At 71.4% G+C, this 26,616-nt stretch carries 26 protein-coding genes and 1 pseudogene; 11 read left to right on the top strand and 16 right to left on the bottom strand.

Going from position 1 to position 26,616, the window contains the following annotated elements; genetic code table 11:
• Positions 1 to 81: 81 nt before the first annotated feature.
• The 3 genes from ACFZDL_RS37605 (at position 82) to ACFZDL_RS37595 (ending at position 3,226) form a co-directional block, all read left to right on the top strand.
• Positions 82 to 912 carry an FCD domain-containing protein gene (locus ACFZDL_RS37605; protein WP_353591630.1) on the top strand — a complete coding sequence of 277 codons (831 nt, stop codon included), beginning with the start codon at positions 82 to 84 and terminating at the stop codon, positions 910 to 912.
• Between the two features lie 112 nt (positions 913 to 1,024).
• Positions 1,025 to 2,494, top strand: coding sequence for an ethanolamine permease (gene eat, locus ACFZDL_RS37600; protein ID WP_353591631.1), 1,470 nt, complete (start codon positions 1,025 to 1,027; stop codon positions 2,492 to 2,494).
• A gap of 30 nt (positions 2,495 to 2,524) precedes the next feature.
• Positions 2,525 to 3,226, top strand: a complete 702-nt coding sequence (locus ACFZDL_RS37595) for a gamma-glutamyl-gamma-aminobutyrate hydrolase family protein (protein WP_353591632.1) — start codon at positions 2,525 to 2,527, stop codon at positions 3,224 to 3,226.
• Positions 3,227 to 3,319: 93 nt separating this feature from the next.
• Here ACFZDL_RS37595 and ACFZDL_RS37590 read toward each other — a convergent pair whose 3' ends face one another.
• The 8 genes from ACFZDL_RS37590 to ACFZDL_RS37555 all read right to left on the bottom strand — a co-directional run bounded on the left by ACFZDL_RS37590 (position 3,320) and on the right by ACFZDL_RS37555 (position 9,865).
• Positions 3,320 to 3,718, bottom strand: coding sequence for a hypothetical protein (locus ACFZDL_RS37590; protein WP_353591633.1), 399 nt, complete (start codon positions 3,716 to 3,718; stop codon positions 3,320 to 3,322).
• Between the two features lie 183 nt (positions 3,719 to 3,901).
• Entirely contained in the window at positions 3,902 to 4,219 is a 318-nt protein-coding gene (locus ACFZDL_RS37585) for a trypco2 family protein (RefSeq protein ID WP_353591634.1), read from the bottom strand.
• A 63-nt stretch (positions 4,220 to 4,282) separates the two neighbouring features.
• Positions 4,283 to 4,702 (bottom strand): hypothetical protein, encoded by a 420-nt coding sequence (locus ACFZDL_RS37580; RefSeq protein ID WP_353591635.1) that lies wholly within the window; start codon positions 4,700 to 4,702, stop codon positions 4,283 to 4,285.
• 85 nt (positions 4,703 to 4,787) lie between these two features.
• Positions 4,788 to 5,675 (bottom strand): chitosanase, encoded by an 888-nt coding sequence (locus ACFZDL_RS37575; protein ID WP_353591636.1) that lies wholly within the window; start codon positions 5,673 to 5,675, stop codon positions 4,788 to 4,790.
• A 206-nt stretch (positions 5,676 to 5,881) separates the two neighbouring features.
• A complete protein-coding gene (locus ACFZDL_RS37570; RefSeq protein ID WP_353591637.1) occupies positions 5,882 to 7,162 on the bottom strand; it encodes an MBL fold metallo-hydrolase in 1,281 nt (426 codons plus the stop codon).
• Positions 7,163 to 7,287: 125 nt separating this feature from the next.
• Positions 7,288 to 8,193, bottom strand: a complete 906-nt coding sequence (locus ACFZDL_RS37565) for a glycoside hydrolase family 19 protein (protein ID WP_353591638.1) — start codon at positions 8,191 to 8,193, stop codon at positions 7,288 to 7,290.
• Between the two features lie 102 nt (positions 8,194 to 8,295).
• Positions 8,296 to 9,405, bottom strand: coding sequence for a DUF6745 domain-containing protein (locus tag ACFZDL_RS37560; RefSeq protein ID WP_353591677.1), 1,110 nt, complete (start codon positions 9,403 to 9,405; stop codon positions 8,296 to 8,298).
• A 133-nt stretch (positions 9,406 to 9,538) separates the two neighbouring features.
• A complete protein-coding gene (locus ACFZDL_RS37555) occupies positions 9,539 to 9,865 on the bottom strand; it encodes a hypothetical protein (RefSeq protein ID WP_353591639.1) in 327 nt (108 codons plus the stop codon).
• Between the two features lie 195 nt (positions 9,866 to 10,060).
• Between ACFZDL_RS37555 and ACFZDL_RS37550 the strand changes: the two genes are divergently transcribed.
• The 6 genes from ACFZDL_RS37550 to ACFZDL_RS37525 all read left to right on the top strand — a co-directional run bounded on the left by ACFZDL_RS37550 (position 10,061) and on the right by ACFZDL_RS37525 (position 16,366).
• A complete protein-coding gene (locus tag ACFZDL_RS37550) occupies positions 10,061 to 11,032 on the top strand; it encodes an STM4015 family protein (protein WP_353591640.1) in 972 nt (323 codons plus the stop codon).
• Between the two features lie 64 nt (positions 11,033 to 11,096).
• The gene (locus tag ACFZDL_RS37545; RefSeq protein ID WP_353591641.1) at positions 11,097 to 12,077 is read left to right on the top strand and encodes an STM4015 family protein; all 981 of its coding nucleotides are present in this window, start codon (positions 11,097 to 11,099) and stop codon (positions 12,075 to 12,077) included.
• A 13-nt stretch (positions 12,078 to 12,090) separates the two neighbouring features.
• Complete coding sequence (locus ACFZDL_RS37540) at positions 12,091 to 13,251, top strand: STM4014 family protein (protein ID WP_391193486.1); 1,161 nt, start codon at positions 12,091 to 12,093, stop codon at positions 13,249 to 13,251.
• A 7-nt stretch (positions 13,252 to 13,258) separates the two neighbouring features.
• Positions 13,259 to 14,062: an STM4013/SEN3800 family hydrolase gene (locus ACFZDL_RS37535; protein WP_353591678.1), complete on the top strand. Its 804-nt coding sequence runs from the start codon at positions 13,259 to 13,261 to the stop codon at positions 14,060 to 14,062.
• Positions 14,059 to 15,441, top strand: a complete 1,383-nt coding sequence (locus ACFZDL_RS37530; RefSeq protein WP_353591643.1) for an STM4012 family radical SAM protein — start codon at positions 14,059 to 14,061, stop codon at positions 15,439 to 15,441. Before ACFZDL_RS37535 ends, ACFZDL_RS37530 begins: the two co-directional genes overlap by 4 nt.
• Positions 15,442 to 15,451: 10 nt before the next feature.
• The gene (locus tag ACFZDL_RS37525; RefSeq protein WP_353591644.1) at positions 15,452 to 16,366 is read left to right on the top strand and encodes an STM4011 family radical SAM protein; all 915 of its coding nucleotides are present in this window, start codon (positions 15,452 to 15,454) and stop codon (positions 16,364 to 16,366) included.
• Here the strand turns inward: ACFZDL_RS37525 and ACFZDL_RS37520 are convergent.
• From ACFZDL_RS37520 to ACFZDL_RS37510, 3 genes are read right to left on the bottom strand one after another with little or no spacing between them, the layout of a single operon-like run.
• Positions 16,304 to 17,107, bottom strand: a complete 804-nt coding sequence (locus tag ACFZDL_RS37520) for an SAM-dependent methyltransferase (protein WP_353591645.1) — start codon at positions 17,105 to 17,107, stop codon at positions 16,304 to 16,306. The genes ACFZDL_RS37525 and ACFZDL_RS37520 overlap by 63 nt on opposite strands.
• A 60-nt stretch (positions 17,108 to 17,167) precedes the next feature.
• On the bottom strand, positions 17,168 to 17,419 hold the full coding sequence (locus tag ACFZDL_RS37515; protein ID WP_353591646.1) for a DUF397 domain-containing protein: 252 nt from the start codon (positions 17,417 to 17,419) through the stop codon (positions 17,168 to 17,170).
• 3 nt (positions 17,420 to 17,422) lie between these two features.
• Complete coding sequence (locus ACFZDL_RS37510) at positions 17,423 to 18,289, bottom strand: helix-turn-helix transcriptional regulator (protein ID WP_353591647.1); 867 nt, start codon at positions 18,287 to 18,289, stop codon at positions 17,423 to 17,425.
• 136 nt (positions 18,290 to 18,425) lie between these two features.
• Between ACFZDL_RS37510 and ACFZDL_RS37505 the strand changes: the two genes are divergently transcribed.
• Positions 18,426 to 18,866 carry an ATP-binding protein gene (locus tag ACFZDL_RS37505; RefSeq protein ID WP_353591648.1) on the top strand — a complete coding sequence of 147 codons (441 nt, stop codon included), beginning with the start codon at positions 18,426 to 18,428 and terminating at the stop codon, positions 18,864 to 18,866.
• A gap of 95 nt (positions 18,867 to 18,961) precedes the next feature.
• On the opposite strand, the gene ACFZDL_RS37500 is transcribed toward ACFZDL_RS37505, so the two are convergent.
• Positions 18,962 to 19,786, bottom strand: coding sequence for an SGNH/GDSL hydrolase family protein (locus ACFZDL_RS37500; protein WP_353591649.1), 825 nt, complete (start codon positions 19,784 to 19,786; stop codon positions 18,962 to 18,964).
• Positions 19,787 to 19,865: 79 nt separating this feature from the next.
• Positions 19,866 to 21,971, bottom strand: coding sequence for an alpha-galactosidase (locus tag ACFZDL_RS37495; RefSeq protein WP_353591650.1), 2,106 nt, complete (start codon positions 21,969 to 21,971; stop codon positions 19,866 to 19,868).
• Positions 21,972 to 22,164: 193 nt separating this feature from the next.
• Here ACFZDL_RS37495 and ACFZDL_RS37490 point away from each other — a divergent pair, with 193 nt between their 5' ends.
• Positions 22,165 to 22,974 (top strand): tyrosine-protein phosphatase, encoded by an 810-nt coding sequence (locus tag ACFZDL_RS37490; protein ID WP_353591651.1) that lies wholly within the window; start codon positions 22,165 to 22,167, stop codon positions 22,972 to 22,974.
• Positions 22,975 to 23,028: 54 nt separating this feature from the next.
• Here the strand turns inward: ACFZDL_RS37490 and ACFZDL_RS37485 are convergent, their stop codons facing one another.
• The 3 genes and pseudogenes from ACFZDL_RS37485 to ACFZDL_RS37475 all read right to left on the bottom strand — a co-directional run.
• Positions 23,029 to 24,429, bottom strand: coding sequence for an aspartate aminotransferase family protein (locus ACFZDL_RS37485; protein WP_353591652.1), 1,401 nt, complete (start codon positions 24,427 to 24,429; stop codon positions 23,029 to 23,031).
• Positions 24,426 to 26,435, bottom strand: coding sequence for a 1-deoxy-D-xylulose-5-phosphate synthase (dxs, locus tag ACFZDL_RS37480; RefSeq protein WP_353591653.1), 2,010 nt, complete (start codon positions 26,433 to 26,435; stop codon positions 24,426 to 24,428). The genes ACFZDL_RS37485 and dxs overlap by 4 nt, the downstream gene beginning before the upstream one ends.
• A gap of 33 nt (positions 26,436 to 26,468) precedes the next feature.
• Positions 26,469 to 26,616 (bottom strand): annotated as a pseudogene (locus ACFZDL_RS37475) (4-hydroxy-3-methylbut-2-en-1-yl diphosphate synthase); the annotation flags it as partial.

Below are 26,616 nucleotides of genomic sequence, written 5' to 3'. Positions count from 1 at the left end.
CGACTCGGTACGTCTCGATGCGCCCGGAGCCATAAGGTATTCGGGTAGACCATTGATTGGGAAGTAGGTGCGGAAGGTTCCATGAACGGCGGCGGAGGCGGCGAGGGCGCCGCGGGCGGGACCGTGAGCGACCGGCTGGCGCCGGTGCTGCGGCCGGTGCGGGCCGGCAACGGCTTCGAGGAGGCGCTGGAGCGGATACTGCGGATCCTGCGCCTCGGCCTGGTCCCCGAGGGCGAGCGGCTGCCGGCCGAGCGGGAGCTGGCCGAGCGGCTGCGGATCAGCCGGGTGACACTGCGCGAGGTGCTGAAGGTGCTGGCGGACCAGGGGCTGGTGGAGAGCCGGCGCGGCCGCTACGGCGGCACCTTCGTACGGGCCCGGCCGGAGCCGGCCGTAGCCGGCGAGGACGAGCTGCGGCGCCGGATCCGGGAGGTGGACGTCGAGGACACCCTGCGGTTCCGGGAGGTCCTGGAGGTGGGCGCGGCCGGGCTGTGCGCCGCCCACGGGCTGTCGGGCGAGCGGGCCGCCCGGCTGCGGGCGGCCCTCGACGCGACGCGCGACGCGCCGCTCCCCGACTACCGCCGGCTGGACACGATGCTCCATCTGACCCTCGCCGAGCTGGCGGGCTCGCCCTCGCTCGCCGCCCAGTACGCGGCCGTCCGCGCCACCGTCAACGACCTGCTGGACTGCATCCCGCTGCTGGTGCGCAACCTGGAGCACTCGCAAGCGCAGCACACCGCGCTGGTCGAGGCGGTGCTGGACGGGGACGCCGACGGGGCGCGCGAGGTGATGCGGGAGCACTGCGAGGGCACGGCGGCGCTGCTGCGCGGCTTTCTGGCCGACGACGCGGCTGACGGCGCGGCCGATGACGCGGCCGCCGCCACAGCGGACGCCACGGACAACGGGCAGGGTTGACGGGCACGGTTAACGGGCGTTTTACGCAGAGGTCTTGCGCAGGCGTGCCGGACGGGGCAAAGGTATGCCTCCAAACCATTGCCCTCGCCTCTCGTGTGGACCAGGAGCATCCATGGCCGACGGAACCGAGTCCCCGCGCACCTCCCTCAGCCCGCCCGGCGGCGCCGCGCCCGCCGAGGACGCCTACCTGGAACGCCGCACGCTGCGCCGCGGCAGCGCGGGCCCGCTGCTGCTGACCGGTCTCGGCGTCGCCTACGTCGTCTCCGGCGACTTCTCCGGCTGGAACTTCGGCCTGGCGGAGGGCGGCTTCGGCGGCCTGGCCATCGCCGCCGTGCTCATGGGCCTGATGTACACCTGCATGGTCTTCGCCCTCGCCGAACTGGCGGCGATCCTGCCCACGGCGGGCGGCGGCTACGGCTTCGCGCGGCGCGCCCTCGGCACCTGGGGCGGCTTTCTGACCGGCACGGCGATCCTCATCGAGTACGTCCTCGCGCCCGCCGCGATCTCCATCTTCATCGGCGACTACGTCGAATCACTCGGGCTGTTCGGCCTCGATTCCGGCTGGCCGGTCTACCTCGCCTGCTTCGTCGTCTTCATCGGCATCCACCTGTGGGGCGTGGGCGAGGCCCTGCGCTTCAGCCTCATCGTCACCGCCATCGCCGTCGCCGCGCTGCTGATCTTCGCGTTCGGCGCCTTCACCGACTTCGACTCCGCCTCCCTCGACGACATCCCGGTCGACCACTCGGCCCTCGGCTCGAACTCCTGGCTGCCGTTCGGTCTGCTCGGCATCTGGTCGGCGTTCCCCTTCGGCATGTGGTTCTTCCTGGGTGTGGAGGGCGTACCGCTCGCGGCCGAGGAGACCCGCGACCCCGCGCGCACCCTGCCCAGGGCCATGGCCTGGTCGGTGGGCATCCTGCTGGTGCTGGCCCTGCTCACCTTCCTCGCCGCGACCGGCGCGCGCGGCGCGGGCGCCGTCCAGGACGCGGGCAACCCCCTCGTCGAGGCGCTGCAGCCGGACGGTAAGGCGACCACCCTGTCCCGCATCGTCAACTACGCGGGCCTGGCCGGCCTCGTCGCCTCCTTCTTCTCCCTCATCTACGCCGGCTCACGGCAGCTGTTCGCCCTCTCCCGCGCCGGCTACCTCCCCCGCTTCCTCTCCCTGACCAGCCGCCGCAAGGCCCCCTACCTGGGCCTGCTCGTCCCCGGCGCTCTCGGCTTCGCACTCGCGGCGGCGACCGGCGACGGCGCCCGGATGCTCAACGTCGCGGTCTTCGGCGCCACCATCTCCTACGCCCTGATGTCCCTCTCCCACATCGTGCTGCGCCGCCGCGAGCCGGGGCTGCACCGCCCGTACCGGACCCCGGGCGGGGTGGTGACCTCCTCCGTCGCCTTCGTCCTGGCCTGCTCGGCGCTCGTGGCCACCTTCCTGGTGGACAAGGACGCCGCCTTCATCGCGCTGGGTGTCTACGCCGTGGCCCTCGCCTACTTCGCCTTCTACAGCCGGCACCGTCTGGTGGCGGCGGCTCCCGAGGAGGAGTTCGCCGCGCTGGCGGAGGCGGAGGCGGAACTGTCCCGCGACTGAGAGATTGGACCCTTGAGATTGGATCCTTCCTTGCCAAAGCCCCTCATCGGCATCAGCACCTACCTGGAGTCGGCGGTCAGCTGGGGCGTCTGGCACCAGCCCGCGGCCCTGCTCCCGGCCGGATACCACCGCCTCGTCCAGCGCGCGGGCGGCCTGGCCGCCATGCTGCCCCCCGACGACGCCCCCGCCTCGGCCGCGTCCATGGTGTCCCGTCTGGACGCCCTGGTCATCGCGGGCGGCCCCGACGTCGAGCCCGTACGCTACGGCGCCGACCCCCACGAACGCACCGGCCCGCCCGCCCGGGAGCGGGACGCGTGGGAACTGGCGCTGATCGACACGGCGTTGGCGAACGGCGTGCCGCTGCTGGGCATCTGCCGCGGCTTGCAACTGCTGAACGTCGCCCGCGGCGGCACGCTCGTCCAGCACCTGGAGGGCCATGTGGGCCCGCCGGGCGTCTTCGAGCGGCACGAGGTCAAGCCGGTGCCTGGCACGCTGCTGGCGCGGATCGCGCCGGAGGCGGTGTCCGTACCGACGTACCACCACCAGGCCGTGGACCGGCTGGGCGAGGGGCTGACGGTCTCGGCGCGCGCGACGGAGGACGGGACGGTGGAGGCGGTGGAGGTGCCGGGGGACACGGGCTTTGTGCTCGGGGTGCAGTGGCATCCCGAAGCAGGGGAAGATGTGCGGGTCATGCGTGCGCTGGTCGACGCGGCGGCCGCGGCAAGGGGCTGAACGTCCAGCGCCTCGCCGATCCCCGGCTATGGGCGATCGGGCCCGCCGGAGCAGCTCCGGCGGGCCCGATCAGAAGAGAAGAGAGGACGCCGACTACGCCCAGAACACGTCCGAGTCTTCGTACTCGAAGGGGTGGCCGGACTTGCTGAGGTAAATCTTGATGGAGTAGCCCGCGCCCTCCGTCAAGTCGTGGCCATTCGAGGCACTGTGAGTGACGCAGTTTTGGTTTCCGCCCACGGAAAACTCGTCGTAATAGTGGTAGCCACTGACCTCCAGGTTGACCTTCCAACCGTCGGCCTCGATGTCGCACAGCTCCATGACGTCGCCGTTCGCCCTGAAGCGAACCCGACCGCCCGGGTCGCCGTCGTTGGTGTGCAGCTGGTTGTCCCAGGTAGCGGTGGTGGCCGCCCCGGCGGTGGGCGCGCCGAGCAAGGGCACACCCGCCGCGGCAACGGCCACGGCAAACGCGCTGAGGGTCCTGCGGAACTTCATGTCACTCCCCAAGAGGAAACAAAGCGAAGCAGTGTGCCCGGGGATGTGCACTTTCAACGCTCTTGACATTAGCCAGAGTTGAGTGCGGCACATCTGCCTGCTGAGTGGTTGCCGCGAGGAATATAAGAGGCTGGAACAACCATGGTCAACTTCTGTATTCGATGGTTGCGAGCGCGGCCGGCCTCAGCGCTCCCCCTCCACCTCGGCGCCGGAGATCCGGGCGGTCGTGGTCGTACCGCCCGGGCCGGTCATCGTCGGCTGGAGGGTGAGGGAGATGCGCTGGGTCTCGCTGGTCGAGTACTTGCCGTTGCCACCCGCCTCGACGACCCAGAAGCGGACCTTGCCGTTGGCGCCGCCCTCCTTGGTGACGGCCACCGTGACCTCGATCTCGATCGGGCCGACGTCGAACTTCAGCGCCTCTTGGGCGCCGGCGGCGGCCGCGGTGGTCAGCTGGGCACGCAACTCGCGGATCATCTCCGACAGTTCGACCTTCTCCGCCACGGCGCCCCCTCGTTCACTCGTCCCGGAAGACGAAATCCTACAAGGGGGCACCGACAGCGGTGGCTAGGCCACCCAGTCCGACGAGTCGTCGTAGTCCAGGGGGGTGCCGGACTTGCTGAGGTAGATCTGGAAGTAGTAGTGCTGGTTCTCCGTCAGGTCGTGGCCGTTCGAAGCGCTGTGGGTGACACAGCTGCCGTTGCCGCCCACGGACATGCGGTCGACCGCATTGCCGGTGAAGCCGTGGACGATGGTCAGGTTGACCTTCCAGCCATCGGCCTCGATGTCACACAGCTCCACGACATCGCCGTTCGCCTTGAAGCGGACGCGGCCGCCCGGGTCGCTGTCGTTGGTGTGCATCTGCTCGTCCCACCAGTCGGCGGTGGTGCCGGTGGTGGCGGCGCTCGCGGTGGGCGCGGTGAGCAGGGGCGCCCCTGCCGCGGCGATGGCCACGGCGAACGCGCTGAGGGTCTTGCGGAACTTCATGTCACTTCCTCAAGAGGAACATAAGAGGGTTGATCAACAACAGTCGATTATGACTGTGAAGTTACCGGCAGGGGCGCGGGGGTGATCAGGAGTTGATCTCGAACGGGTCGCCGTACACCTTCCACTTCAGCGGGGGTTCGAGCCCGAGGTTGCCCTCGTTGAGGAACTTGCGCTGCTCGGTGTCCACCCGGCTGGTGTTGCTGTGCGCCTCCTCGCTCTGCATGGCCTTCTTGCGGGCGTCCAGGAAGGCGTGGAGGTAGGTCTTCTCGTCGCCGCCCTGCGCCGGGGTCCTGGCCTGGGACATGGCGGTCTTGCGGATGCCGCCGAAGCTGTACCTGCTGTCGCCGGGGCCGTGCATGACGATCGCGTCGTAGTAGATGAACTGGCCCAGCGTGCCCAGTCCGTCGGCCTTGCCCTGGCGGACGGACGGGTTGAAGTAGACCCGGTCGCGCTCGTGTTCCTGGGCGTCCTGGAACACCTTGTCCTTGGCGGCGGTCTTCCAGTCCTTGGTGAAGTCGGGGTCGAGACCGGCGTGCGAGTCGCTGCCGTTGACCTTGCGCAGCGCCGGCAGGTACTTGGCGAGCACGTTTCCGGGCTTGACCTGGGTGTAGTACTCGACGAGTTCGAGCATGTCACCGGTGCCCGAGCAGAAACCTATGATCCCGGCGGTGTAGCCGCGGCCGTCGTCTATGTCCTCGATGTACTTGAACTGGGCGCGCCAGTCCAGCGAGGAGTTCTCCGCGCTGGAGACCAGCTTCATGGCGATCTCCTTCTTCGCGGGATCGTCCAGGTTCTTCACCGCGGCCGTCCGGTGCTCGGGCTTTCCGGCCTGCACGGCCTGGGCTGCCTTCCCGGTCTGCGCGGACGCCGATGGCGGCGTGTGCTCGTCCGCCTGGCCGATTCCGACGATGGTGAGGACGAGCGCCGCCGGGACGGCAATGGCGGCGGCCGTGAGGCCGATCCTCCTGGGCATCTGGATCTCCGTTCCTTGTCGACTGTGGGGGAAGCGCGCACGGATCGTCACGGATTGCCATGGGCCGCCATGGGCCGCCATGGGAGCACGATCCGTTAGGAACCTTTCCTAACCATTGAAGCGAGCATGCCATGCCCGCGACAAGGGTTGGGAACGAAGAACCGAAGACCGCGGCCGTGACAACACGGCCGCGGTCAAGTGGTCTGCTACGCCTGAGGAAGGGGGACCCCCGCACCCGGCCCGCCGGTCTGATCACCGGGGCCGGCGGTCTGGTCACCGGGCCCGCCGGTCTGGCCACCGGAGCCGCCGGCCACCGCGGCGCTACGGCCCGGTACCTGCGGCGAGACCGCCGCCGTGGCCACCGCGCCCGCCACCGGCCGCGACGCGATCGCCCGCCACCACGGATCGAGCGGCAACCCCGCCACCGGTTCGAACGGCTGCCCCGGCCGGGGGATGGCCACCTGGGCGCCGGCCGCCCGCGCGGCGGTCAGCGTGCCCTCGGCCGGCTCCTCCCAGGGGTGCGGGGCGAGGTTGAAGGTGCCCCAGTGGATCGGGAGCATGATCCCCCGGTCCGGCTCACCGCCCTGGAGATCGACATGCGCCCGCATGCCCTCCTCGGGGGTCATATGAATGTCGGGCCAGAAGTCACTGTAAGCACCGATCTGGATCATGGTCGCGTCGAACGGCCCGTACGCCTCCCCGATCTCGGCGAAGCCGGGGAAGTACCCGGTGTCCCCGCTGTGGTAGACGCGGTGGTCCGGCCCGGCCACCACCCAGGAGGCCCACAGGGTGTGCTGGGTGTTGCGCAGCGCGCGACCGCAGAAGTGGCGGGCCGGGGTGGCGGTCAGCCGCAGGCCGGCCGCCTCGGTCGACTCGTGCCAGTCCAGCTCGGTCATCCGCCGCGCGGGCACTCCCCAGCGCTCCAGATGGGCGCCGACGCCCAGCGGCACCACGAAATGCGCCTCGGACCGCACCAGTGCGCGGATCGTGGGCATGTCCAGATGGTCGTAGTGATCGTGGGAGATCACCACCACATCGACCGGCCCCAACTCGCGCAGCGGCACCGGCGCCGGGTGGATCCGCTTCGGCCCGGCGAAGGAGAAGGGCGAGCAGCGCTCGCCCCACACCGGGTCGAACAGCACGCGCCGCCCGTCGATCTCCGCCAGCACGGTGGAGTGGCCCATCCACGTCAGCCGCAGCCCGGAGGCGGGCGGCGCGGCCAGGTCGGCGAGGGTGGTGGGGTGCACCGGCACGGGCGCGGCCGGGGCCCGGCGGACGCGCTCCTCCTTGCGGAAGTACGTGGGGAGGAACTTCAGCATGGAGCCGGACGGCGCGGTGCGGGCGCTGACGGGGTTCACGAAGACACCGTTGGCGAAGTTCGGCGACCGGCGGATGCGCTCCATGCGCTCTCCGGCCGGGTCCGCCCCGAAGGCGGCGGGGCGCAGGGCGGCGGCGAGCCGGGCACGTTTCTGGCTGGGGCCGGTCACGGCACCTCCTGGGTGCGGGGGTGGATCCCCCGGTACGGTCTGCGGTGGGGCAGCGCGGCGGAGACCGCCGCGCCGCTCAGTACAACTCGCGAGACCGCTGACGTTGTTCCGCTGAGTTCCGCCGCTCAGCAGCTGAGGTTGGATCCGGGGGTGGTACCCAGTATCTGGACGAACCTCTGATAGGCGTCGATCCGGCTCTGCACCTGGCCGGGGTTTCCGCCGTTGCACTCGATGCTGCCGTTGATGCTGCGGATCGTCTCGCCGAAGCCACGCTGGTTGACCATCGCGTCGTGCGGGGTCATGGTGCCCGGCCCGGTCTGGGTGTTCCAGTACCACAGGGCGGTCTTCCAGGAGACCGCGGCGTCCCGCTCGACCAGATACGGACTGTTCAGCAGGTCGATGCCCAGCGCGTCACCGGCCGCCTTGTAGTTGAAGTTCCAGCTGAGCTGGATCGGTCCGCGCCCGTAGTACGCGGACTGGCCCGCGGGGCAGCCGTAGGGCCGGTTCCAGTCGCAGTAGTGCGGATAGTTGGCCTGGTTCTGCTCCACGATGTGGACGAGGCCGCCGGTCTCATGGCTGACGTTGGCCAGGAAGGCGGCCGCCTCCTGCTTCTTGACGGTGTCGCTGCCGGTGTTCGCGAAGCCGGGGTAGGCACTCAGGGCGGCGGTCAGACCCTGGTACGTGTAGAACGAGTTCCGGCCCGGGAACATCTGGTTGAACTGCGCCTCGCTCACCACGAACCCCGCCGGGTTCTGACCCCCGGAGCCGCAGTCGTACGGCTCCCAGTACCAGGTGCTGATGATGGGGTCATAGCCCGGGTTGTCGTGTTCGGCGCGGTAGTACCTGCCGTCGGTGTACTTCACGATGTCGCCCGCGACGTACCACTTGCCGGCGACCCAGTTCGGGTAGGAGCAGGCCGCGCGGGGGGTGGTCGCCGTGGCGGCCGCCGAAGCGGAGGCCATGGGCATGACAAACAGCAAGGCGCAGACGGCCGCGGCGGCGGCAAGACAGGCCCGGAGGCGTTTCGGCATCAAGGCTCCTCCTTCAGGGGGGACTTGACACCACTGAAGCGGACTTGGTCTATACCAGTCAAGGTATAGACCAAGTCGATGTGGGCCGCGGGAACCGGTGGATCAGGTCTGGCGCTCCGGGGCGTATCCGTCGGCATCCAGGCCGAAGGTCCAGGCGACGCCCTCACGGGCGGTGGCGGTGCGCGGCGGCACGCGCAGCCAGTACGTGCGATGCGTCCCGTCCGGCTCCGGCGTGGAGTTGACCACCTCGACCATGGTCACCGGCTCGTCCCCGGCCATCTCGATGCGCCACAGCACGCCGGTCTCGTCGCGGTGCACCGGCCGCGCCCCGGACTCCGCGAGATAGCGGTCGTAGCCGTAGTGCTCCAGCATGACGCGGCGCAGCTCCGCGTTCTCCTCGGCGCGGATGCGCTCCGCGGTCAGCTCGGACAGCTGCTCCAGGAAGGCCGCGGGCACCGGCATGCCCCGCCACGCGTACAGCGCGAAGCCGTCGGGGTAGCCCAGCGCGGGCCCGGTGCCGCTGTCGAGGCGGCCCGCCTCGTCGCGGTGCAGGGTGACCGGGCGCTCGGCGATCACCACGGCCTTCTCGTACGGCCACCACCACCCCGCGGACCGCGCCACCGCGGCCTGGCCGGCGAGCTCCCCGGCCTCCGCGCCGGTGTCGCCCTGTTCGGTCACCGCCGCCAGCCACGGCGCGTCGTGCTGGCCGAGCACCGCGTCCAGCATGGCCAGCCGGACGGCGGATTCCCGGCTCCGTTCCGACTGCGCCGCCAGGGCCTCGACGACTCCGGTGCGGACGCGCTCGGTGAGGGAACGGGTGACCTCCCACAGCGGCGCGCCCGTCAGGGCCCATCGCTCGGCCCAGCCAGAGCTGCCGAGCGCGTCGTGCAGCCGCTGTCGCGCGGCCGCCCACGGAAGGGTGCGCACCGCCTCCCGGACACAGGCGCCCGCCGCGCCCGCGACCGGCTCGACCCCCGCGGCGCGCAGCGCGCCGGCCGCCCGGCCGGCGATCTCCTGGGGCAGCTCGCCGCCCTGGCCGGTCAGCAGCATCGCCGCCGCCGTGCCCTCCAGCGGGGAGTCGACCCATACGATCCGCTCCGGGCGCGCCACCCCGGCCGCGTCATAGGCCAGCCGCACGCCCTCCTCGGCGGCCTCGCGGTCGGCCGGGCCCGTGGCCGCGGCCACCGCCCGCCACCGCTCGACCGGGCTCAGCGGTTCCGCGCCGCCCGGAGCCGTGCTGTCCGCACCAGCGGTGTCCGCCACCGTGCTGTCCGCACCGGCGGTGTCCGGCCCCGCGGTGTCCGCCGCCGTCGTCACAGAGCTCATGGTTTCCGTCTCCCGTTTCTCAGTCCGCCACGACGCGCACGGCGCCCGGCACGTACTCCCGCTGCCGCACCACGCGGTACCACCCCTTGGGCAGCGGTATCGCCGCGTGTTCCTCGTGCACCACCCGCCCGCCGTCCGGCAGATGCAGATACGACACGCCGAACGGCCCCGATTCGCGCACCAGCGTGCCCGGCCCGACCACCGCGTGGGCGTGACCGGTCACCTCGCCCAGCGCCAGCACCAGCCGCCCCCGCGCGTCCCGCGGCTGCCGCGGCAGCGATTCGGTGTTCACCGGCAGCGCTTCCTCGGCCACCGGCACGATCAGCACGTCTCCCTGTCGGTACATGCGCTTCCCCTTCCACGGCACAGCGGATCGGGCCCGCCGCTCGTACGGGGGCCGTCGATGTCCACGACGCTAGGCGCAGGGTCTGACAACGCTTCGGGGCGCCCGCCGCCGCCGTTGTCGGTGGGGCTTGGTAGAACTCTTCGCACGCCATTCGGAAACAGGCACGCCCACGCGAAGCATCAGGAGATCCCCGGCATGGACTACGCCGAAAACCACGACGCGCTGCACGGCCTCCCGGCCTTCGACTTCGCGGCGCCCGACGAGATGCCGAAGCTGCCCGAGCCGGAGGCCGTGGCCTGGCGGCTCTCCTACGACCCGTACGGCGACTCGGGGCCGGACAGCGACTTCGCCGACTGCTTCCAGCGGTTCCTGGACACCGTGGACACCACCCGGGTGCGCGCGCTGATCTTCGGCGTATGGGGCGAGGCGTACGCGAACGACTCCAGCACGGTCATCGAGCCGCTGGTCGCCGCCAAGGACCGGTTTCCCGCCCTCGAGGCGGTCTTCGTCGGCGACTTGGAGGCGGAGCAGGCCGAGATCTCCTGGATCGAGCAGTCCGATGTCACCCGGGTCCTCGACGCCTTCCCCGGGCTGCGGGAGCTGGGCGTCCGCGGCGGCAGTGGACTGGTGTTCCCCGCGATCACCCACGAGCACCTGCGCACGCTCCGGTTCGAGAGCGGCGGGCTGCCGGGCGCGGTGGTGCGCGGCGTCTGCGAGAGCGAACTGCCCGCGCTGGAGCGGCTGGAGATGTGGCTGGGAGTGGAGGAGTACGGGGGCGACTCGACCGTCGCGGACCTCGGCGGGCTCCTGGCGGGAGGCCGCTTCCCCGCGCTGCGCCACCTGGGGCTGCAGAACAGCGAGATCCAGGACGAGATAGCCGCCGCCGTCGCCGCCGCCCCCGTCGTCGCCCAGCTCACCTCCCTCAGCCTGTCCATGGGCGTGCTGACGGACGCGGGCGCCGAGGCCCTGCTCGAAGGCCAGCCGCTGACCCACCTCAAGTCGCTCGATCTGCACTACAACTTCTTCTCCGAGGCGATGGAGGAGCGGCTGCGCAAGGCCCTGGAACCTTCCGGCGTGGAGCTCGACCTCTCCGAGAAGGGCGACGAGGACGAGGAGGACGACGACGGAGAGGTCGAGGTGTGGCGTTACACCGCGGTCTCCGAATGACGACCCCCTTACCCGAGCCCTCGACCGCCGCGCACCACGACGCCCGAAAGGACCGTGCCGCCTCATGATCAGCGAATGTCTGGAGACCTTCGCGGGCCTCCCCGTCACCGAGTTCGGCACCTCCGGGACCGACGCCTGTGACCTGCCGCCCGCCGATGCCGTGGCCTGGCGGCTGGCCTGCGGCTGGGACGACGAGCTCCCCTTCGACAAGCTGTGGCGGGACTTCCTGGAGACCGTCCCGGCGGACCGGGTCCGCGCGATCGTCATCGGCAGCTGGTGGGGCGAGGGAGGGTACGACTCCGTGCAGCCGGTGATCGACCGGCTGACGGAGTCCGCCGGGGGCCTGCCGGCGCTGCGGTCGATCTTTCTCGGTGATGTGACGGCCGAGGAGTGCGAGCTGTCCTGGCTGGAGATGACCGATGTCGCGCCCGTGGTCGAGGCGTACCCGCTGCTCGAGGAGTTCGTGGTGCGCGGCTGCGGCTACGGCGGGCCCGAGGAGGCGCTGGCCTTCAGTCCCGTGCGCCATGAGCGGCTGCGGACGCTGCGGTTCGAGTCCGGCGGTCTGCCCGCCTCGGTCGTCCGGGCCGTCTGCGACAGCGAGCTCCCCCGCCTCGAACACCTCGCGCTGTGGCTGGGGGTCGACCAATACGGCGGCGACGCGACCGTCGCCGACCTCGCCCCGCTGCTGGCCGGCGGCCGCTTCCCCGAGCTGCGCCATCTGGGCCTGCAGAACAGCGAGATCCAGGACGAGATAGCCGCCGCCGTCGCCGCCGCCCCCGTCGTCGCCCAGCTCGCCACCCTCGACCTGTCCATGGGCACGCTGACCGACACGGGCGCCGAGGCCCTGCTCGGCGGTCAGCCGCTGACCCATCTCATGCTGCTCGACCTCCACCACCACTACCTGAGCGAGGAGCTGGCGCAGCGGCTGCGCGACGCGCTGGAGCCGAGGGGGGTCGAGGTGGATCTCTCGGAGCAGCAACAGGGCGAGAGGTACGAGTGGGACGACAGCAATGAGGAGCACCGCTATGTCGCCGTCTCCGAATGAGGCGCGCCATGACATGCGCTTCGCCGTAGTCGGCAACCCCGGTGGGCGCCGGGTGGAGATGTTCGCGGACGCCGTGCTGGCGGCGGGCCTGCCCGCGCCCCGGGTGCTGCCCTGGCGCGAGGTGCTGTACGACGGCAGGCCCCGGTTCGAGCCGGGCGAGACGGTGCGGCTGGACTCCCCGGGCGAGGACGAGGAGGTCGAGCTGCTGCTGCGGGGCACCGACGACCCGACCCGCGTCGAGGGCACCGCGCACTGGTACGCCCGGTTCACCGGCGCCGTGCGCCAGGTCGCCGCGGCGGCCCGTACGGCGGACGCGGCCGTGCTCGACGACCCGGACGAGCTGGCCGTCATGTTCGACAAGCGGCTGTGCCACGGCGTGTTGAACGAGGCAGGGGTCGCGGTGCCGCCGTCGCCGACCTCCGGGCCGAAGGCGCCGCCCGTCCGCGGCTGGGAGGACGTACGGGAGCTGCTGGCCGGCTCCGGCGGGCTGCGCCGCGCCTTTGTGAAGCTCGCGCACGGCTCGTCCGCGTCCGGGGTGCTCGCCGTCGAATGGGGGGCCCACGGCCGCGTGCGCGCCGCGACCTCGGTCGAGCGCACGGCAGACGGGCAGCTGTTCAACTCCCTGCGGGTGCGCCGGTACGAGACGGAGGCGGAGATCGCCGCGATCGTCGACACGCTGGCCCCCGACGGGCTGCACATCGAGCGCTGGGTGCCCAAGGCGGCGCAGCACGGCCGCGCCGCCGACCTGCGCGTCGTGGTGGTCGACGGGCGGGCGAGCCACGCCGTGGTGCGCACCAGCCGCTCCCCCATGACCAATCTCCACCTCGGCGGCATCCGCGGCGATCTGGCCGCCGCGCGCGCCGCGGCGGAGGCGGCCGGGGTGTCCTGGGGCGACGTGCTGGGCCTGGCGGAGCGCGCGGCGGCCTGCTTCCCGGGCACCCTGTGCGTCGGCGTCGATCTGCTGCCCGGCACCGGATGGCGGCGCTTCTCGGTCGGCGAGGTCAACGCCTTTGGCGACCTGCTGCCCCGGCTGACCGGACTGCCCGGCAGCGGCGCGGAGGGCCTGGACACCTACGGCGCGCAGGTCGCGGCCGTGCTCCGCCGGCAAAAGCCCACGGCAGGAGAGCCAGCGGGAGAAGTGACGGAAGGGGGCGGCGCCGATGCCCTTGGCTGAGCCGGATATGAACGAGGTCGTGGGCAGCCACGATCTGCTGCTGGTCACCTTGGACACGCTGCGCTACGACGTGGCGGCCGAGCTGGCCGCCGAGGGCCGGATCCCCCATCTGGCGAGCCGGCTCCCCGGCGGGGTGTGGGACAAGCGGCATGCGCCCGGCAGCTTCACCTACGCCTCGCACCAGGCGATGTTCGCCGGGTTCCTGCCCACGCCGGCCGCGCCGGGCCCGCATCGCCGGCTGTTCGCCGCCCGCTTCGCGGGCAGCGAGACCACCGCCGAGGGGACCTTTGTCTTCGACACCCCGGACCTGGTGTCCGGGCTCGCGGCCGTCGGATACCACACGGTGTGCGTGGGCGGGGTGGGGTTCTTCAACAAGCGGGGCCCGCTGGGGTCGGTGCTCCCCAACCTCTTCCAGGAGAGCCACTGGGAGCCGGAGTTCGGCGTTCCGTCCCCCACCTCCTTCGAGGCGCAGGTCGCCTGCGCCGAGAAGGTCATCGCCGGACTGCCGCCGGACCGGCGGCTGTTCCTCTTCGTCAACGTCTCGGCGCTGCACCAGCCCAACTGGTTCCACCTGCCCGGCGCGACCCGCGAGGCGGGTGATTCGCGCGCCACGCACGCCGCCGCGCTGGAGTACGTCGACCGGCACATCGGCCGGCTGTTCTCCGCGCTGGGCGCCCGCGGCCCCGGCTTCGCGATCGTCTGCTCCGACCACGGCACCGCGTACGGGGACGACGGCTACACGGGCCACCGGCTCGGCCATGAAGTCGTCTGGACCGTGCCGTACACCCACTTCTTCCTCGAGGCCTCATGACCACCAGCACCCCTGCCCGCCACGCCACGGGCGTTGCCGCTCCCGTCCGCCCGTACCAGTCGTATGTCTACGCGTACCCGCACAAGACCGCCTACCGCCCGCTGAATCCGCGCCCCGCGCTGCGCGACCTGTGGGCGGCCGAGCCCAAGGACTCGCTGTCGCTGTATGTGCACATCCCCTTCTGCGAGGTGCGCTGCGGCTTCTGCAACCTCTTCACGCGCGTCGGCGCCCCCGAGGGGCTGGTGGGCGCCTATCTGGACGCCCTGGAGCGGCAGGCGGACACGGTCCGCGAGGCGCTCGGCGACGGGGCCCGGTTCGCCACGGCCGCCTTCGGCGGCGGCACCCCGACCTTCCTGGAGGCGGCGGAGCTGGAGCGGCTGTGCGATCTCGCGAGCCGGCGGATGGGGGCCGATCTGGCGGCCGTTCCGCTCTCGGTCGAGGCCTCCCCGGCCACCGCCACCGCGGACCGGCTGGCCGTGCTGGCCGAGCGCGGCACCACCCGGCTGAGCCTGGGGGTGCAGAGCTTCGTGGACGCCGAGGCGCGCTCGGCGGTGCGGCCGCAGCGCCGGGAGGACGTCGAGGCCGCGCTGGGGCGCGTCCGCGAGGCCGGTATCCCCGTGCTCAACATCGACCTGATCTACGGCATCGACGGGCAGACCGAGCGGAGTTGGCGGCAGTCGCTGGACGCCGCCCTGGCCTGGCGCCCCGAGGAGCTGTATCTGTACCCGCTGTACGTACGCCCGCTGACCGGTCTGGGGCGGCGCGACACGGCGGCCACGGACGCGGAGTGGGACGCCCAGCGGCTGCGGCTGTACCGGGCGGGCCGGGACCATCTGCTCGCCCATGGCTATGAGCAGGTGTCGATGCGCATGTTCCGCCGCCGGGACGCGCCGGGGACCGGCAGGGAGCCATGCGGCGGGGACGACTACGCCTGTCAGACCGACGGCATGGTGGGGCTGGGCTGCGGCGCCCGTTCGTACACCTCGGCGCTGCACTACTCGTTCGACTACGCGGTGGACATGCGGGAGATCCGCGGCATCATCGACGACTACACGGCGCGGCCCGCGGCCGACTTCGCCCGCGCCGAGGTGGGCCGCGCGATGACCTCCGACGAGGCCCGGCGGCGCCATCTCCTGCAGTCGGTCCTGCAGGCGGAGGGCATGCCGGTCGCCGGCTACCGGGCCCGGTTCGGCGCCGACCCGGCCGAGGACTTCCCCGCCGAACTGGCGCGGTTCGCCGAGCGCGGCTGGCTGGATCCGGACGCCGCCCCCGGTCTGCTGCGGCTCTCCCCCGAGGGGCTGGCGTACTCCGACGCCCTGGGGCCCGAGCTGTTCTCCCCCGCGGTGCGCGCCGCCATGGCCGACTACGACCTGAAGTGAGGCGGGCGGCGTGGACCTGACGATCCTGTATCGAGGCCCGCTGGCCTCGTGCGACTACGACTGCCCGTACTGCCCCTTCGCCAAGCGGCGCGACACCCCGGAGCAGCTGCGCGCCGACCGGGCCGCGCTGGAGCGCTTCACCGCGTGGGCCGCGGCGAACACCGGGGACCGTCTTTCGGTGCTGTTCACCCCCTGGGGCGAGGGCCTGGTGCGCTCCTGGTACCGCCGTGCGCTGACCGAGCTCAGCCGGCTGCCGCATATCGCGCGGGTGGCGATCCAGACAAACCTGAGCTGCCGTACGGACTGGATGGCGGACGCCGATCTGGACACCCTGGCGCTGTGGTGCACCTTCCACCCGGGCCAGACGCCGTACGACCGGTTTCTGGCCAAGAGCCGTGAGCTGACGGCGCGCGGGGTGCGCCACAGCGTCGGCGTCGTCGGCCTGCCCGAGCACCTGGAGTCAGCGAGGAGGCTGCGCGCCGATCTCCCCGAGCGGGTCTATCTGTGGGTCAACGCCGCCGAGGGGCGCGCCTATACGGACGAGGAAGCGGCCGAGTGGACGGCGCTTGACCCGCTGTTCGGCTACAGCCGCCATCCGCACCCAAGCGCCGGTCTGCCGTGCCGGACCGGCGCTTCGGTGATCTCGGTGGACGGCGACGGCACGGTGCGCCGCTGCCATTTCGTCCGTACGGAGCTGGGCAACCTCTACGACGGCTCGTACCGCGCGGCCCTCGCGCCCCGCCCGTGCCCGCTCGCCGTCTGCGACTGCCACATCGGCTATGTGCACCTGGAGTCGCTGCCGCTGTACGACGTGTTCGCGGGCGGGGTGCTGGAGCGGATTCCGGCCGCCGTCGGCACGGGCTCAGGGCTTGCGCCCCACCCCGCCGTACACGCCGACGTCGGCGCGCCCCTTCCTCTGCGGTGAGCGGCCGTCCGGCCGCCATGACGGCACCTGGACCAGACCGGGCTCCAGCAGCGGGAATCCGTCGAAGAACGGCAGGATCTCGGCATGGCCGCGCAGGCTGAGGCTGGCTGTGGACTTCCGGTACACCTCCGCGGCGACATCGGCTCGGTCGGCGAAGTCCAAGGTGCCGTGGCTGATCACCAGACAGCTGCCCGGAACCAGCCGTTCGGTGAGGGTCGCGAGGATCCCGACCGGGTCCTCCTCGTCCTTGACGAAGTGCAACACCGCGACCAGCAGCAGCGCCACCGGCTTGGTGAAGTCGACGAACTCCCGCACCGCGGGCTGGTCGAGGACCTCGGCGGGCTTGCGCACGTCCCCCAGTGCGAAGCTCGTGCCGCCGGCGTTGGTCAGTTTGGCGCCCGCGTGCGTGGCGACGATCGGATCGTTGTCGATATAGACCACTCGGGTTTCCGGCGCGATCTCCCGGGCAACCTCATGGGTGTTCGGCGACGTCGGGATGCCGGTCCCGATGTCGATGATCTGCCGTATCCCGCCCGCGACGACGGTGCGCACGGCCCGGAGCAGAAACTCCCGGTTGGCGCGGGCGGTGCCGCGGATGGTCGGTGTCGTTGCGAGAATGCGGTCGGCCGCCCTGCGGTCGACCTCGTAGTTGTCCCAGCCCCCGAGGTAGTAGTCGTACATGCGGGCCGGATGAGGCGTACTGGTGTCTATCTCCTGCACGGAGAATCCTTGGTCGGTCACACCGTTCTCCCGTTTTTGCGGTTTCCGCGGTCACTCACTCCCGTGTGACCCGTGGCTGCGTCAGGCGAGCAGGAAGTCCGCCTCGCCGGCTTTCGCACCCTGGATGAACCGCTTCATCTCCAGGTGCGTGTAGATGAGGGCAGGTCCGTCGGGATCCGTGGACTGGCGCAGCGCCACTCGCCCGTCCTTCAGCCTCATCGCCTCGACGCAACTTCCCCCGTTGCCACCGCTCCATGGCTTGTGCCAGCCCTCGGTACCGAGGTCCGTCGCCGGCATTCCGCTGTAGACGCGGTCCCTGCAAATGCGATCCATCGATCAGATCTCCTTGCGAATGCCACTCAGAATGGCCTGAGTGGTCTGTGCAGGCGCGGCCTGCGCACACATCCGGTCCAAGGCCTCCAGGAACGCCGATACGTCATCGCGCTGGTCGAAGTAGGAGCCGCTGACGAGCGTCTCCGTGTACGCGATGTCCGGCAGTTCCTGGATCGGGAACCGGAAGATATGGAAGGGGCCGTACATCGCCGGATGCGGTCCGGCGTCGAACGGCATGATCTGCAACCTGATGTTGGGCATCGACGCGGCTTCGATCAGCCGCGTGATCTGATCGCGCATGACCTCGGGCCCGCCGATGGGACGGCGCAGCACCGTTTCGTCCATCACCACCCACAGCATCGGCGGGTCGGGACGGGTGAGGAGGGACTGCCGCTCCATCCGCAGGGCGACATTGCGCTCGGTCTCCGCGTCTGACGCGTGCGGCATTCCGGCGCACATCACCGCGCGGGCGTAGTCCTCGGTCTGCAGCAGCCCGGGGACATAGTGCGGCTCGTAGGCCCGGATGAGATTGGCCTCGCCCTCCAGGGCGACGAAGGTGTTGAACCACGCGGGCAGCACATCCCGGAAGCGGTGCCACCAGCCGGGCTTGTTGGCCTCGCGCGCGAGGGAGAGGAATCCCTCGACCTCTTCCGGATCGGTGACCCCGTAGGTGCGCAGCAGTTTCTCGACATACGGGAGCCTCAGGCCGACTTCGGCCTTCTCCATGCGGCGGATCGTGGCATGGGTGACGTCGAGCGCGCGGCCTGCCCGCTCGTATGACAGCCCGGCCTTCTCCCTGAGGTCCTGCAGCCGTTTGCCGAGCACGACTCTCAGGACGGTCGGGGCGCCGCCCGCTCGCGCATCCGGCACTACCGTCCCCCTCCAACTACCTTCACATCGCAGCAGTCTGGCACGCGCTCAGCCTCAGCAACAGACTGTCTCTTCGATTCTGCAATTTACAGATTGAACCTTGCCATACGCGAGTGGCGCAGAGCATAGTGTCGGCGTGGCTCCTTCCTATGAGGCTCTCCGGTTAGGGCGCAGCGGCTCGCTCTCCGCTCCGTGCCCGCAGGACGCGTTTCGTCTTCCGGCACTGAGCACTTCCGTCGCGGAGGCGAGAAGGCTGGTCGTGCTGCGGCTGTGCTCATGGGGTGCCAGGCAGGAGATGTGCGACAACGCCGAGTTGGTCGTCTCCGAGCTCTTCACCAACGCCGTGCGCCACACCTCCAGCGAGGAGGTCCGGTGTTCCATGCAGCTCATGGGCAAGCGCTTGCGGTTGGAAGTGGCTGACCAAGGATGCGCGCGCACGGAGCCACAGGCCCGGTCGGTGAGCGTCGACCAGGAAGGCGGACGCGGGCTGATGCTGGTCGAGGCCCTGTCCGAGGCATGGGGCGTCAGACCGGACGCCAATGGCACGGGCCGCGCCGTGTGGGCCTACCTAGCTTAGGCTCCCTGGGGCGCGACCCGCTTGGTCTTCGGCGATTCTCCGCGCTGTTTCTCCCCGCCGCACTTCGGGTGGTCCCGAACTCCCCTGCCCGAGCCTCAGGGGCGCAGCGGCAGCAGGTCCGGACGCTTGGGCTCCACATGGTCCCCCGACGACTCCCCGCGCAGCCGTCGGCCGATCCAGGGCACCAGGTATTCGCGTGCCCAGTGGACGTTGTCCCGGCGCACCTCGGCGGCCGTACGCGGTCCCTCCGGCGGCCACGGCTGGTCCGGGTCGGCCGGCACGTCGAGGCCGAGCACCTGGGCGGCGCGCAGCGCGACCCGGGTGTGCCCGTCGGGTGACAGATGCAGCCGGTCGTCGCTCCAGGCCCGCCGGTCCTGTACGGAGCGCAGCGACCACAGGTCGAGCACCGGGCACTGGTACCGGTCGGCGATCGCCCGCACATGGGCCGTGTACATGGCGATCTTTCCCCGCAGATGGCGCAGCACCGGCACGCCGCGGGTGTCGAACCCGGTGCACAGCAGCACCGTGCCGACGTGGGAGGTGAGCTCGGCCACGGCCGCCTCGTAGCGCTCGGCGACGTCGTCGGGGTCACTGCCGGGCCGCAGGATGTCGTTGCCGCCCGCGCAGAACGTCACCAGATCGGGGCCGAGTTCGATCGCGCGCGGGACCTGCTCCTCGACGATCTGGTCGAGGAGCCGGCCGCGTACGGCGAGATTGGCATAGCGGAAGTCGGCCGGGGCCGGGCCGCCGGCGGACCCGGCTCCGGAATGCCGGTCGGAGAGCAGGACGGCCAGTCGGTCCGCCCAGCCGATGAAAACACCTTCGGGGCCCGGGTCGCCGACGCCTTCGGTGAAACTGTCCCCGATGGCGGCGTACGCCCCGATCACACCGCTGTTGAGTCTCTTCGCATCGTCTGCCACGTCCCGACATCCTCCACCCTGACGAGTGACCTACGCCATCGTAGGCAGGGGTTGACGAGGGGTGATCTATCCCACCCGGTCAGATCCGCCGAAGGTGGAATACGGCGGCGTCCAGGTCGTGACCCAGCCCGGTGTCGAGGCCGTGGTGGCTGAGCACGGCCCCCCGGTGGACGGTTCCGGTCTCCAGGTCCTCGTACCGGCCCTCGGGGTCCAGGCCGCGCAGCCGCAGCGCGGGCTGCCGCTCGCCGAGGGTCTGCGCGTGCAGCCACGCCAGCACCACGGTCTCCTCGCCGCGCACGTACTGCACCGCGCTGAGCCCGCCGTCCCCGGGCGGCCGCAGCCGGTACAGCTCGCCGTGCTGGACGACGGGCCTCACGCGCTTGTAGCGCGCCACCCAGTCGCGCGCCTCGGCCAGTTCCTCCTCACTCCACCGGTTCAGGTCGCCGCCCACCCCCAGCACCCCGGCCATCGCGCTGATGAAGCGGAAGCGCAGCGAGGTGACCCGCTTGCCGCCCATGGCGTTGGGGGTGTCGGTGACCCAGGCGGCCATGACGCGGGCCGGGTGCAGCTGGGTGAAGCCGTGCTGGATGGCCAGCCGGTCCAGCGGGTCGGTGTTGTCCGAGGTCCACACCTGGTCGGTGAGCGCGAGGACGCCCAGGTCGATCCGGCCGCCCCCGCCCGAGCAGGATTCGAAGGCAACGCCCGGGTGCGCGGCCCGCAGCCGCCCCAGGAGCTCGTACAGCCCCCGCACATGCTCGATCCACAGCCGCTGGGGGTACGGGTCGCCCGGCCATCCCGCGTCCGAGAAGGACCGGTTGAAGTCCCATTTCACATAGTCGATGGGCGCGCTGGTCAGCAGGGTGTCCAGCCGCTCCCACAGGTGCTCGCGTACGTCGGGCCTGGCGAGGTTGAGCACCAGCTGGTTGCGGAACTCGGTGCGGGTACGGCCGGGGTGGTGCTGCACCCAGTCGGGGTGGGCCCGGTAGAGGTCGCTGTCGGCGTTGACCATCTCCGGCTCGACCCAGATGCCGAACTGCATGCCCAGCGCGTGCACCTCGTCCGCGAGAGGCTTCAGGCCGCCGGGGAAGCGGTCGGGGTTGGGGGTCCAGTCGCCGAGCCCGGCGCGGTCGTCGGTGCGCGCCCCGAACCAGCCGTCGTCGACGACGAACAGCTCCACGCCCATCTCGGCGGCGCGGTGGGCGAGTTTGCGCTGCTGCTCCGCGCTGACGTCGAAGAAGGTGGCCTCCCACGAGTTGTAGAGGACCGGCCGGTGGCTGTCCGCGCCGGGAATGACGTGGGCCAGCTGCCAGGCGTGCCAGGCGCGGCTGGCGGCACCGAACCCGCCGTCGGTCCACAGGCCCGCGAAGACGGGCGTGGTGAAGGACTCGCCGGGCGCCAGGCTCAGCTGGCCCGAATCGTCGTGGCCGACGCCGCCGACCGCCTGGACGGCGCCGACGGGCAGCTGCTGGACGGCGATCCGCCAGGACCCGGACCAGGCGAGGGCGCAGCTGTGCACCTCGCCCGTTTCTTCGGTGGCCTCGCCGGCGTCCAGCGCTATCCAGGGCAGGTGCTGGTGGCTGGTGTGGCCGCGGCGGCTGCCGAGGACCTTCTCGCCGGGGGTGAGGTCGGCGCGCGCCACCTGGCTCTCGGCGGCCCAGCGCCCGTACAGATGGGTCAGTCGCCAGCGGTCGCGTGCGGGGAGGGACCAGGCGGCGGAGTCGATGCGCAGCAGTTCCAGGGGGGCGTCGTCCGGGCCGCCCGCGTGGGCCGCGGTGGTCCAGCGCTCGATCACGTCGAAGTCGTCGCGCATCCGGTAGTGGAGGGTGAGGGCGAGGTGGTGCAGCGGATCGTGGAAGTGGAGCCGCAGCTCCTCGCCGGAATCGGTCACCTCGCTCCGCTCGAAGCGCCACTCGGTGCCCCTGACGCCCTGCGACCGCACGGACAGGGCGGGGCGCACGAAGCGGGGCCCGCCTTCCACGGGGAACTCCTCGCGCCCGTCCAAGGGTGATTCGAATCCCCAGGACAGGGGGACGGACATAAGCGCGAGCGCCTCCGCGTCGGGGAGCGCGATGCGCGGGCCCCAGTGGAGGTGAAGCAACTCGTCGTTCTCCGTGAGGTGCAGCGCATAGCTGCTGCGCCGCCCGGACAGCAGCCAGACCCGACCGCTACCACCGATTTCAATCATTACTCTCCCCAATTCCACACAGACCAGAACATCATCCGGGTAGCGCACCCGGCGCGCAATGCCCAAAGCGCCCACCGCCGCGACGGAGCGCTGCCCGGTCGCGGCGGGGTCGTCCCCGCACACGCATGTCGTATGGTCAGCACAGTCCGCCTCGCCGAAGAGCGGCGCCGGCGGCCGAGCCGAAGGAGCGCCCGTGACGCAGCAGACGCCGCAGGTTCCGTCGACCGAGCCCGAGCTCACGGGCGTGCGCAACTTCCGGGACGTGGGCGATCTGCCGACCGTCGACGGGCGGCGCGTGGGACGTGGCGTACTGTTCCGCAGCGGCCATCTGGCACACGCCACCGACACCGACGCCGCGTTCCTCGACTCGCTCGGACTGCACACCGTCTTCGACTTCCGGAACTCCGCCGACATCAAGCTCGAGGGCCTGGACGTGGCGCTGACGGGCGTACGGACCGTCAACCTCCCGCTGTCCGACCCGGCCGACGGCGCCGGGTTCTGGACCATGGTCCGCGAGGGGAACCTGGCCACCCTGCGCGACATGCTCGGGGACGGGCGGGCGGAGCAGCGGATGATCGACTCGTATCGGTTGATCATCACCACCCGGACCGCCGAGCACAGCCGGGTGCTCGACGAGCTCGCCGACGGCGCCTCGCCCGCGCTGATGCACTGCTCGGCCGGCAAGGACCGCGCGGGCCTGTCGATCGCGGTGACCCTGCTGGCCCTCGGCGTGGAGCGGGATGCCATCGAGGCCGACTATCTGGAGTCGGCCGCCGTCCACCGCCGCTACAAGGTGTGGCGCGCCGCCCATGCCGAGGACGGGATGTCCCCCGAGGTCATGGCGCTGCTCGCACCGCTCTTCGACGCCCGCGCCACATATCTGGCGAGCGCCTTCGAGGCCATCGAGGAGGCCTGGGGCGACACCGAGAAGTACCTCGCCCAGGGGCTCGGGCTCGACGCGGCCAAGCGGGAGCGGCTGCGCGAGCGGCTGCTCGCGAGCTGAGGCGTTCGATGCGCCTGAGCCGGCGTGGGCCGCCGCCGGCTCAGGCGGGGGCGGTCAGCGGTGGGCCATCGCCTGCTTGACGAGCGTCCGCCCGAACTCCCACATCAGCCCGCCGCCCCCGTGCGCGTCGTCCATGACCGCCGTGAACGCCTCGACGAAGCGGTCCACCTCCCGCTCCCCGATGGTCAGCGGCGGAATCAGCTTGATGACCTCCAGATGGTCGCCGGAGACCTGGGTGAGGATGCGGTGGCGCTGCAGCAGCGGTACGACCACCATCTGCGCGAACAGCCCCTTACGGGCCGCCTGCAGCATCGCCCAGCGGCTGCGCAGCCCCAGCGACGTCGGCTTCCCGAACTCGATGCCGATCATCAGCCCGCGCCCGCGCACCTCATGGAGCAGTTCATAGCGGTCCACCAGCGCGGCGAGGCGGGTACGCAGCAGATCGCCGGTGTGCCGGGCGTTCTCGACGACCTTCTCGTCCTCCATGACCGCGAGGACGGCCAGGCCCGCCGCCATCGCCTGGGCGTTGGCCCCGAAGCTCGCCGAATGGACCAGCACCCGGTCCATCGACGAATAGACGCGCTTGAAGATCCAGTCCTTGCCGAGCGTCGCGCCGACGGGCACATACCCGCCCGACAGCGCCTTGGCCACGCACACCAGGTCCGGCTCCACACCCGCCTCGTGCTGGTACGCGAAGAAGTCCCCGGTCCGGCCGAGCCCCGTCTGCACCTCGTCGGCGATCAGCAGCGCCTTGTGCCTGCGCAGCAGGTCCTGGGCGGCGCGCAGAAAGCCGGGCGGGGTCTCGTGGACGCCCTTGCCCTGGATCGGCTCGACCACGAACCCGGCCACATCGCCGCGCCGCAGCTCCCGCTCCAGCGCGGCCAGGTCGCCCAGCGGAATCGCCGTGTCCGGCAGCAGCGGAGCGAACCCCTTGCGGAAGGAGTCCTCTCCGTTGACCGACAGCGAACCGGTCGTCAGGCCGTGGAAGGCGTGCGCGCAGTACAGCACGCGCGGCTTGCCCGTCGCGTACCGGGCGAACTTGAGGGCGGTCTCCACCGCCTCCGTACCGCTGTTGCCGAAGAAGACCCGGTCCAGGTGCGGGGCGTGGCCGAGCAGCTTCTCGGCGAGCAGGCCGGGCAGCGGCTGGCAGTCGAAGCGGGTCAGATCGGCCAGCTGGGCGTCCAGGACGTCGTGCAGCGCCTTGCGGACGACCGGGTGGTGGCGGCCCAGGCCCATCACCCCGAAGCCGGCGAGCATATCGAGGTGGTCCTGGCCCTCGTCGTCCCAGAAGTACGCGCCCTCGGCCCGCTCGTAGACCTTGTCGAAGCCGATGGTGTGCAGCATGCGCGGCAGCTGGTGGTTGAGGTGCCGGGCGTGCAGGTCGTACCGCTCCGACCCGCGCTCGGCCAGGAGCTTGCCCAGGTCGAAGCCCGATCGCTGCTCGGCTGCTGTCATGCGTCCTTCTCCTTGCGGGCCGCGGGCGGGGCCGGCCGGGCGGTGGCCGCGCGCCGCCCGGCTCCGGTGGTGGCGGGGGCGGGGGCGGTGACGGGCGCGGCGACGGATGCGTCGATACGGGCCAGGGCCGCGCCGATCCGGCCCGCGATCTCGGACGGGGTGAGCCCGATGTCGGCCAGCACCTCCCCGCGCTTGGCGTGCGCCAGGAACGCCTCGGGAATGCCGAAGGTGCGCACCGGCAGATCCACCTCGGCGTCGCGCAGCGCCTGCGCCACCGCCGCCCCCACCCCGCCGGTGCGGCTGTTGTCCTCGACGACGGCCACGGCGCGGTGGCGGGCCGCCAGCCCGGGCAGGGCGGGGTCGACGGGCTTGACCCAGCGCGGGTCGACGACCGTGCAGCCGATGCCTCGCTCCGCCAGCAGTTCGGCGGCCGTAAGCCCGACCTGGGCCATCACCCCGGCCACGACCAGCAGCACATCACCGCCGCCGCCCCGGTCGGCCGACTCGGGCCCGCCGTGCCGCAGCACATCCATGCCGCCGACGCGGCCGAGCGCCGGGACCGGCTCGCCTACCGACTCCTTCGGGAAGCGGATGACGGTCGGCGCGTCGGCCACGTCCAGCGCCTCGCGCAGCTGGGCGCGCAGCTGGTCCGCGTCGCGCGGGGCGGCGACCCGCAGGCCCGGCACCACCTGCAGGATCGACATGTCCCACATGCCGTTGTGACTGGGCCCGTCGGTGCCGGTGACGCCCGCGCGGTCCAGGACGAAGGTCACCCCGCACCTGTGCAGCGCGACATCCATCAGCAGCTGGTCGAAGGCGCGGTTGAGGAAGGTGGCGTAGACGGCGAAGACCGGGTGCAGCCCGCCGGTCGCGAGGCCGGCGGCCGAGACCGCGGCGTGCTGTTCGGCGATGCCGACGTCCCACACCCGCCGCGGATACGCCCGGGCGAACTCGGTCAGGCCGACCGGGTCCAGCATCGCGGCGGTGATCGCCACCACGTCGGGGCGCTCGGCGCCGATCCGTACCATCTCCTCGCCGAACACCGAGGTCCACGACCGGCCGCCGGAGGGTGCGAGGGGCACGCAGGTCAGCGGGTCCATGGCGCCGACCGTGTGGAAGCGGTCGGCCTCGTCCTCCAGCGCGGGCCGGTAGCCGCGGCCCTTCTCGGTGAGGCAGTGGACGAGGACCGGGCCGTGGAAGCGCCGGGCGCGGCGCAGGGCGGACTCGACGGCCGCGATGTCGTGTCCGTCGATGGGGCCGACGTACTTCAGGCCCAGGTCCTCGAACATGCCCTGCGGCGCGAAGGCGTCCTTGAAGCCCTTCTTGGCGCCGTGCAGCGACTCGTACAGCGGCTGGCCGACCACGGGCGTGCGCTGCAGTACGTCCTTGCCCCAGGCCAGGAAGCGCTCATAGCCGTCGGTGGTGCGGAGGGTGGCCAGGTGGTTGGCGAGGCCGCCGATGGTGGGCGCGTAGGAGCGCTCGTTGTCGTTGACGACGATGATCAGCGGGCGGTCCCGGGCGGCGGCGATGTTGTTGAGCGCCTCCCAGGCCATGCCGCCGGTCAGCGCGCCGTCGCCGATGACCGCGACGACGTGCCGGTCGGTGCGGCCCAGCACCTCGTTGGCCTTGGCCAGGCCGTCGGCCCAGCCGAGCACGGTGGAGGCGTGGCTGTTCTCGATGACGTCGTGCTCGGACTCGGCGCGGGAGGGGTAGCCGGACAGCCCGCCCTTGCCGCGGAGCTTGGAGAAGTCCTTGCGGCCGGTGAGCAGTTTGTGGACGTAGGACTGGTGCCCGGTGTCCCACAGGATGCGGTCCACGGGCGAGTCGAAGACGCGGTGCAGTGCTATGGACAGCTCGACGACACCGAGGTTGGGGCCCAGGTGCCCGCCGGTTCTCGCCACCGCGGTGATCAGGAACTGACGGATCTCCTCCGCCAGTTCGGTCAGCTGTCCCTCGGTCAGTGCCTTGAGGTCACGTGGGCCCCCGACGCGCTCCAGCAGTGGCATGCGCGGTTTCCCCTCCTTGCGTATCTGCGTGTGTCAGCTCACGGTGACCTCGGGGATCCCCGAAGGGGCCCCGGCGTCCGCCATCCGCTCGGCGATCTTCATGGCCTCGTCGATCAGGGTCTCCACGATCTTCGACTCGGGCACCGTCTTGATCACCTCACCCTTGACGAAGATCTGGCCC

The organism is Streptomyces sp. NPDC007917 (genome assembly GCF_042959105.1).
Lineage (GTDB): Bacteria > Actinomycetota > Actinomycetes > Streptomycetales > Streptomycetaceae > Streptomyces.
The sequence above is the reverse complement of the archived record's forward strand: the minus strand, read 5'-3'. Positions and strand labels throughout refer to the sequence as shown.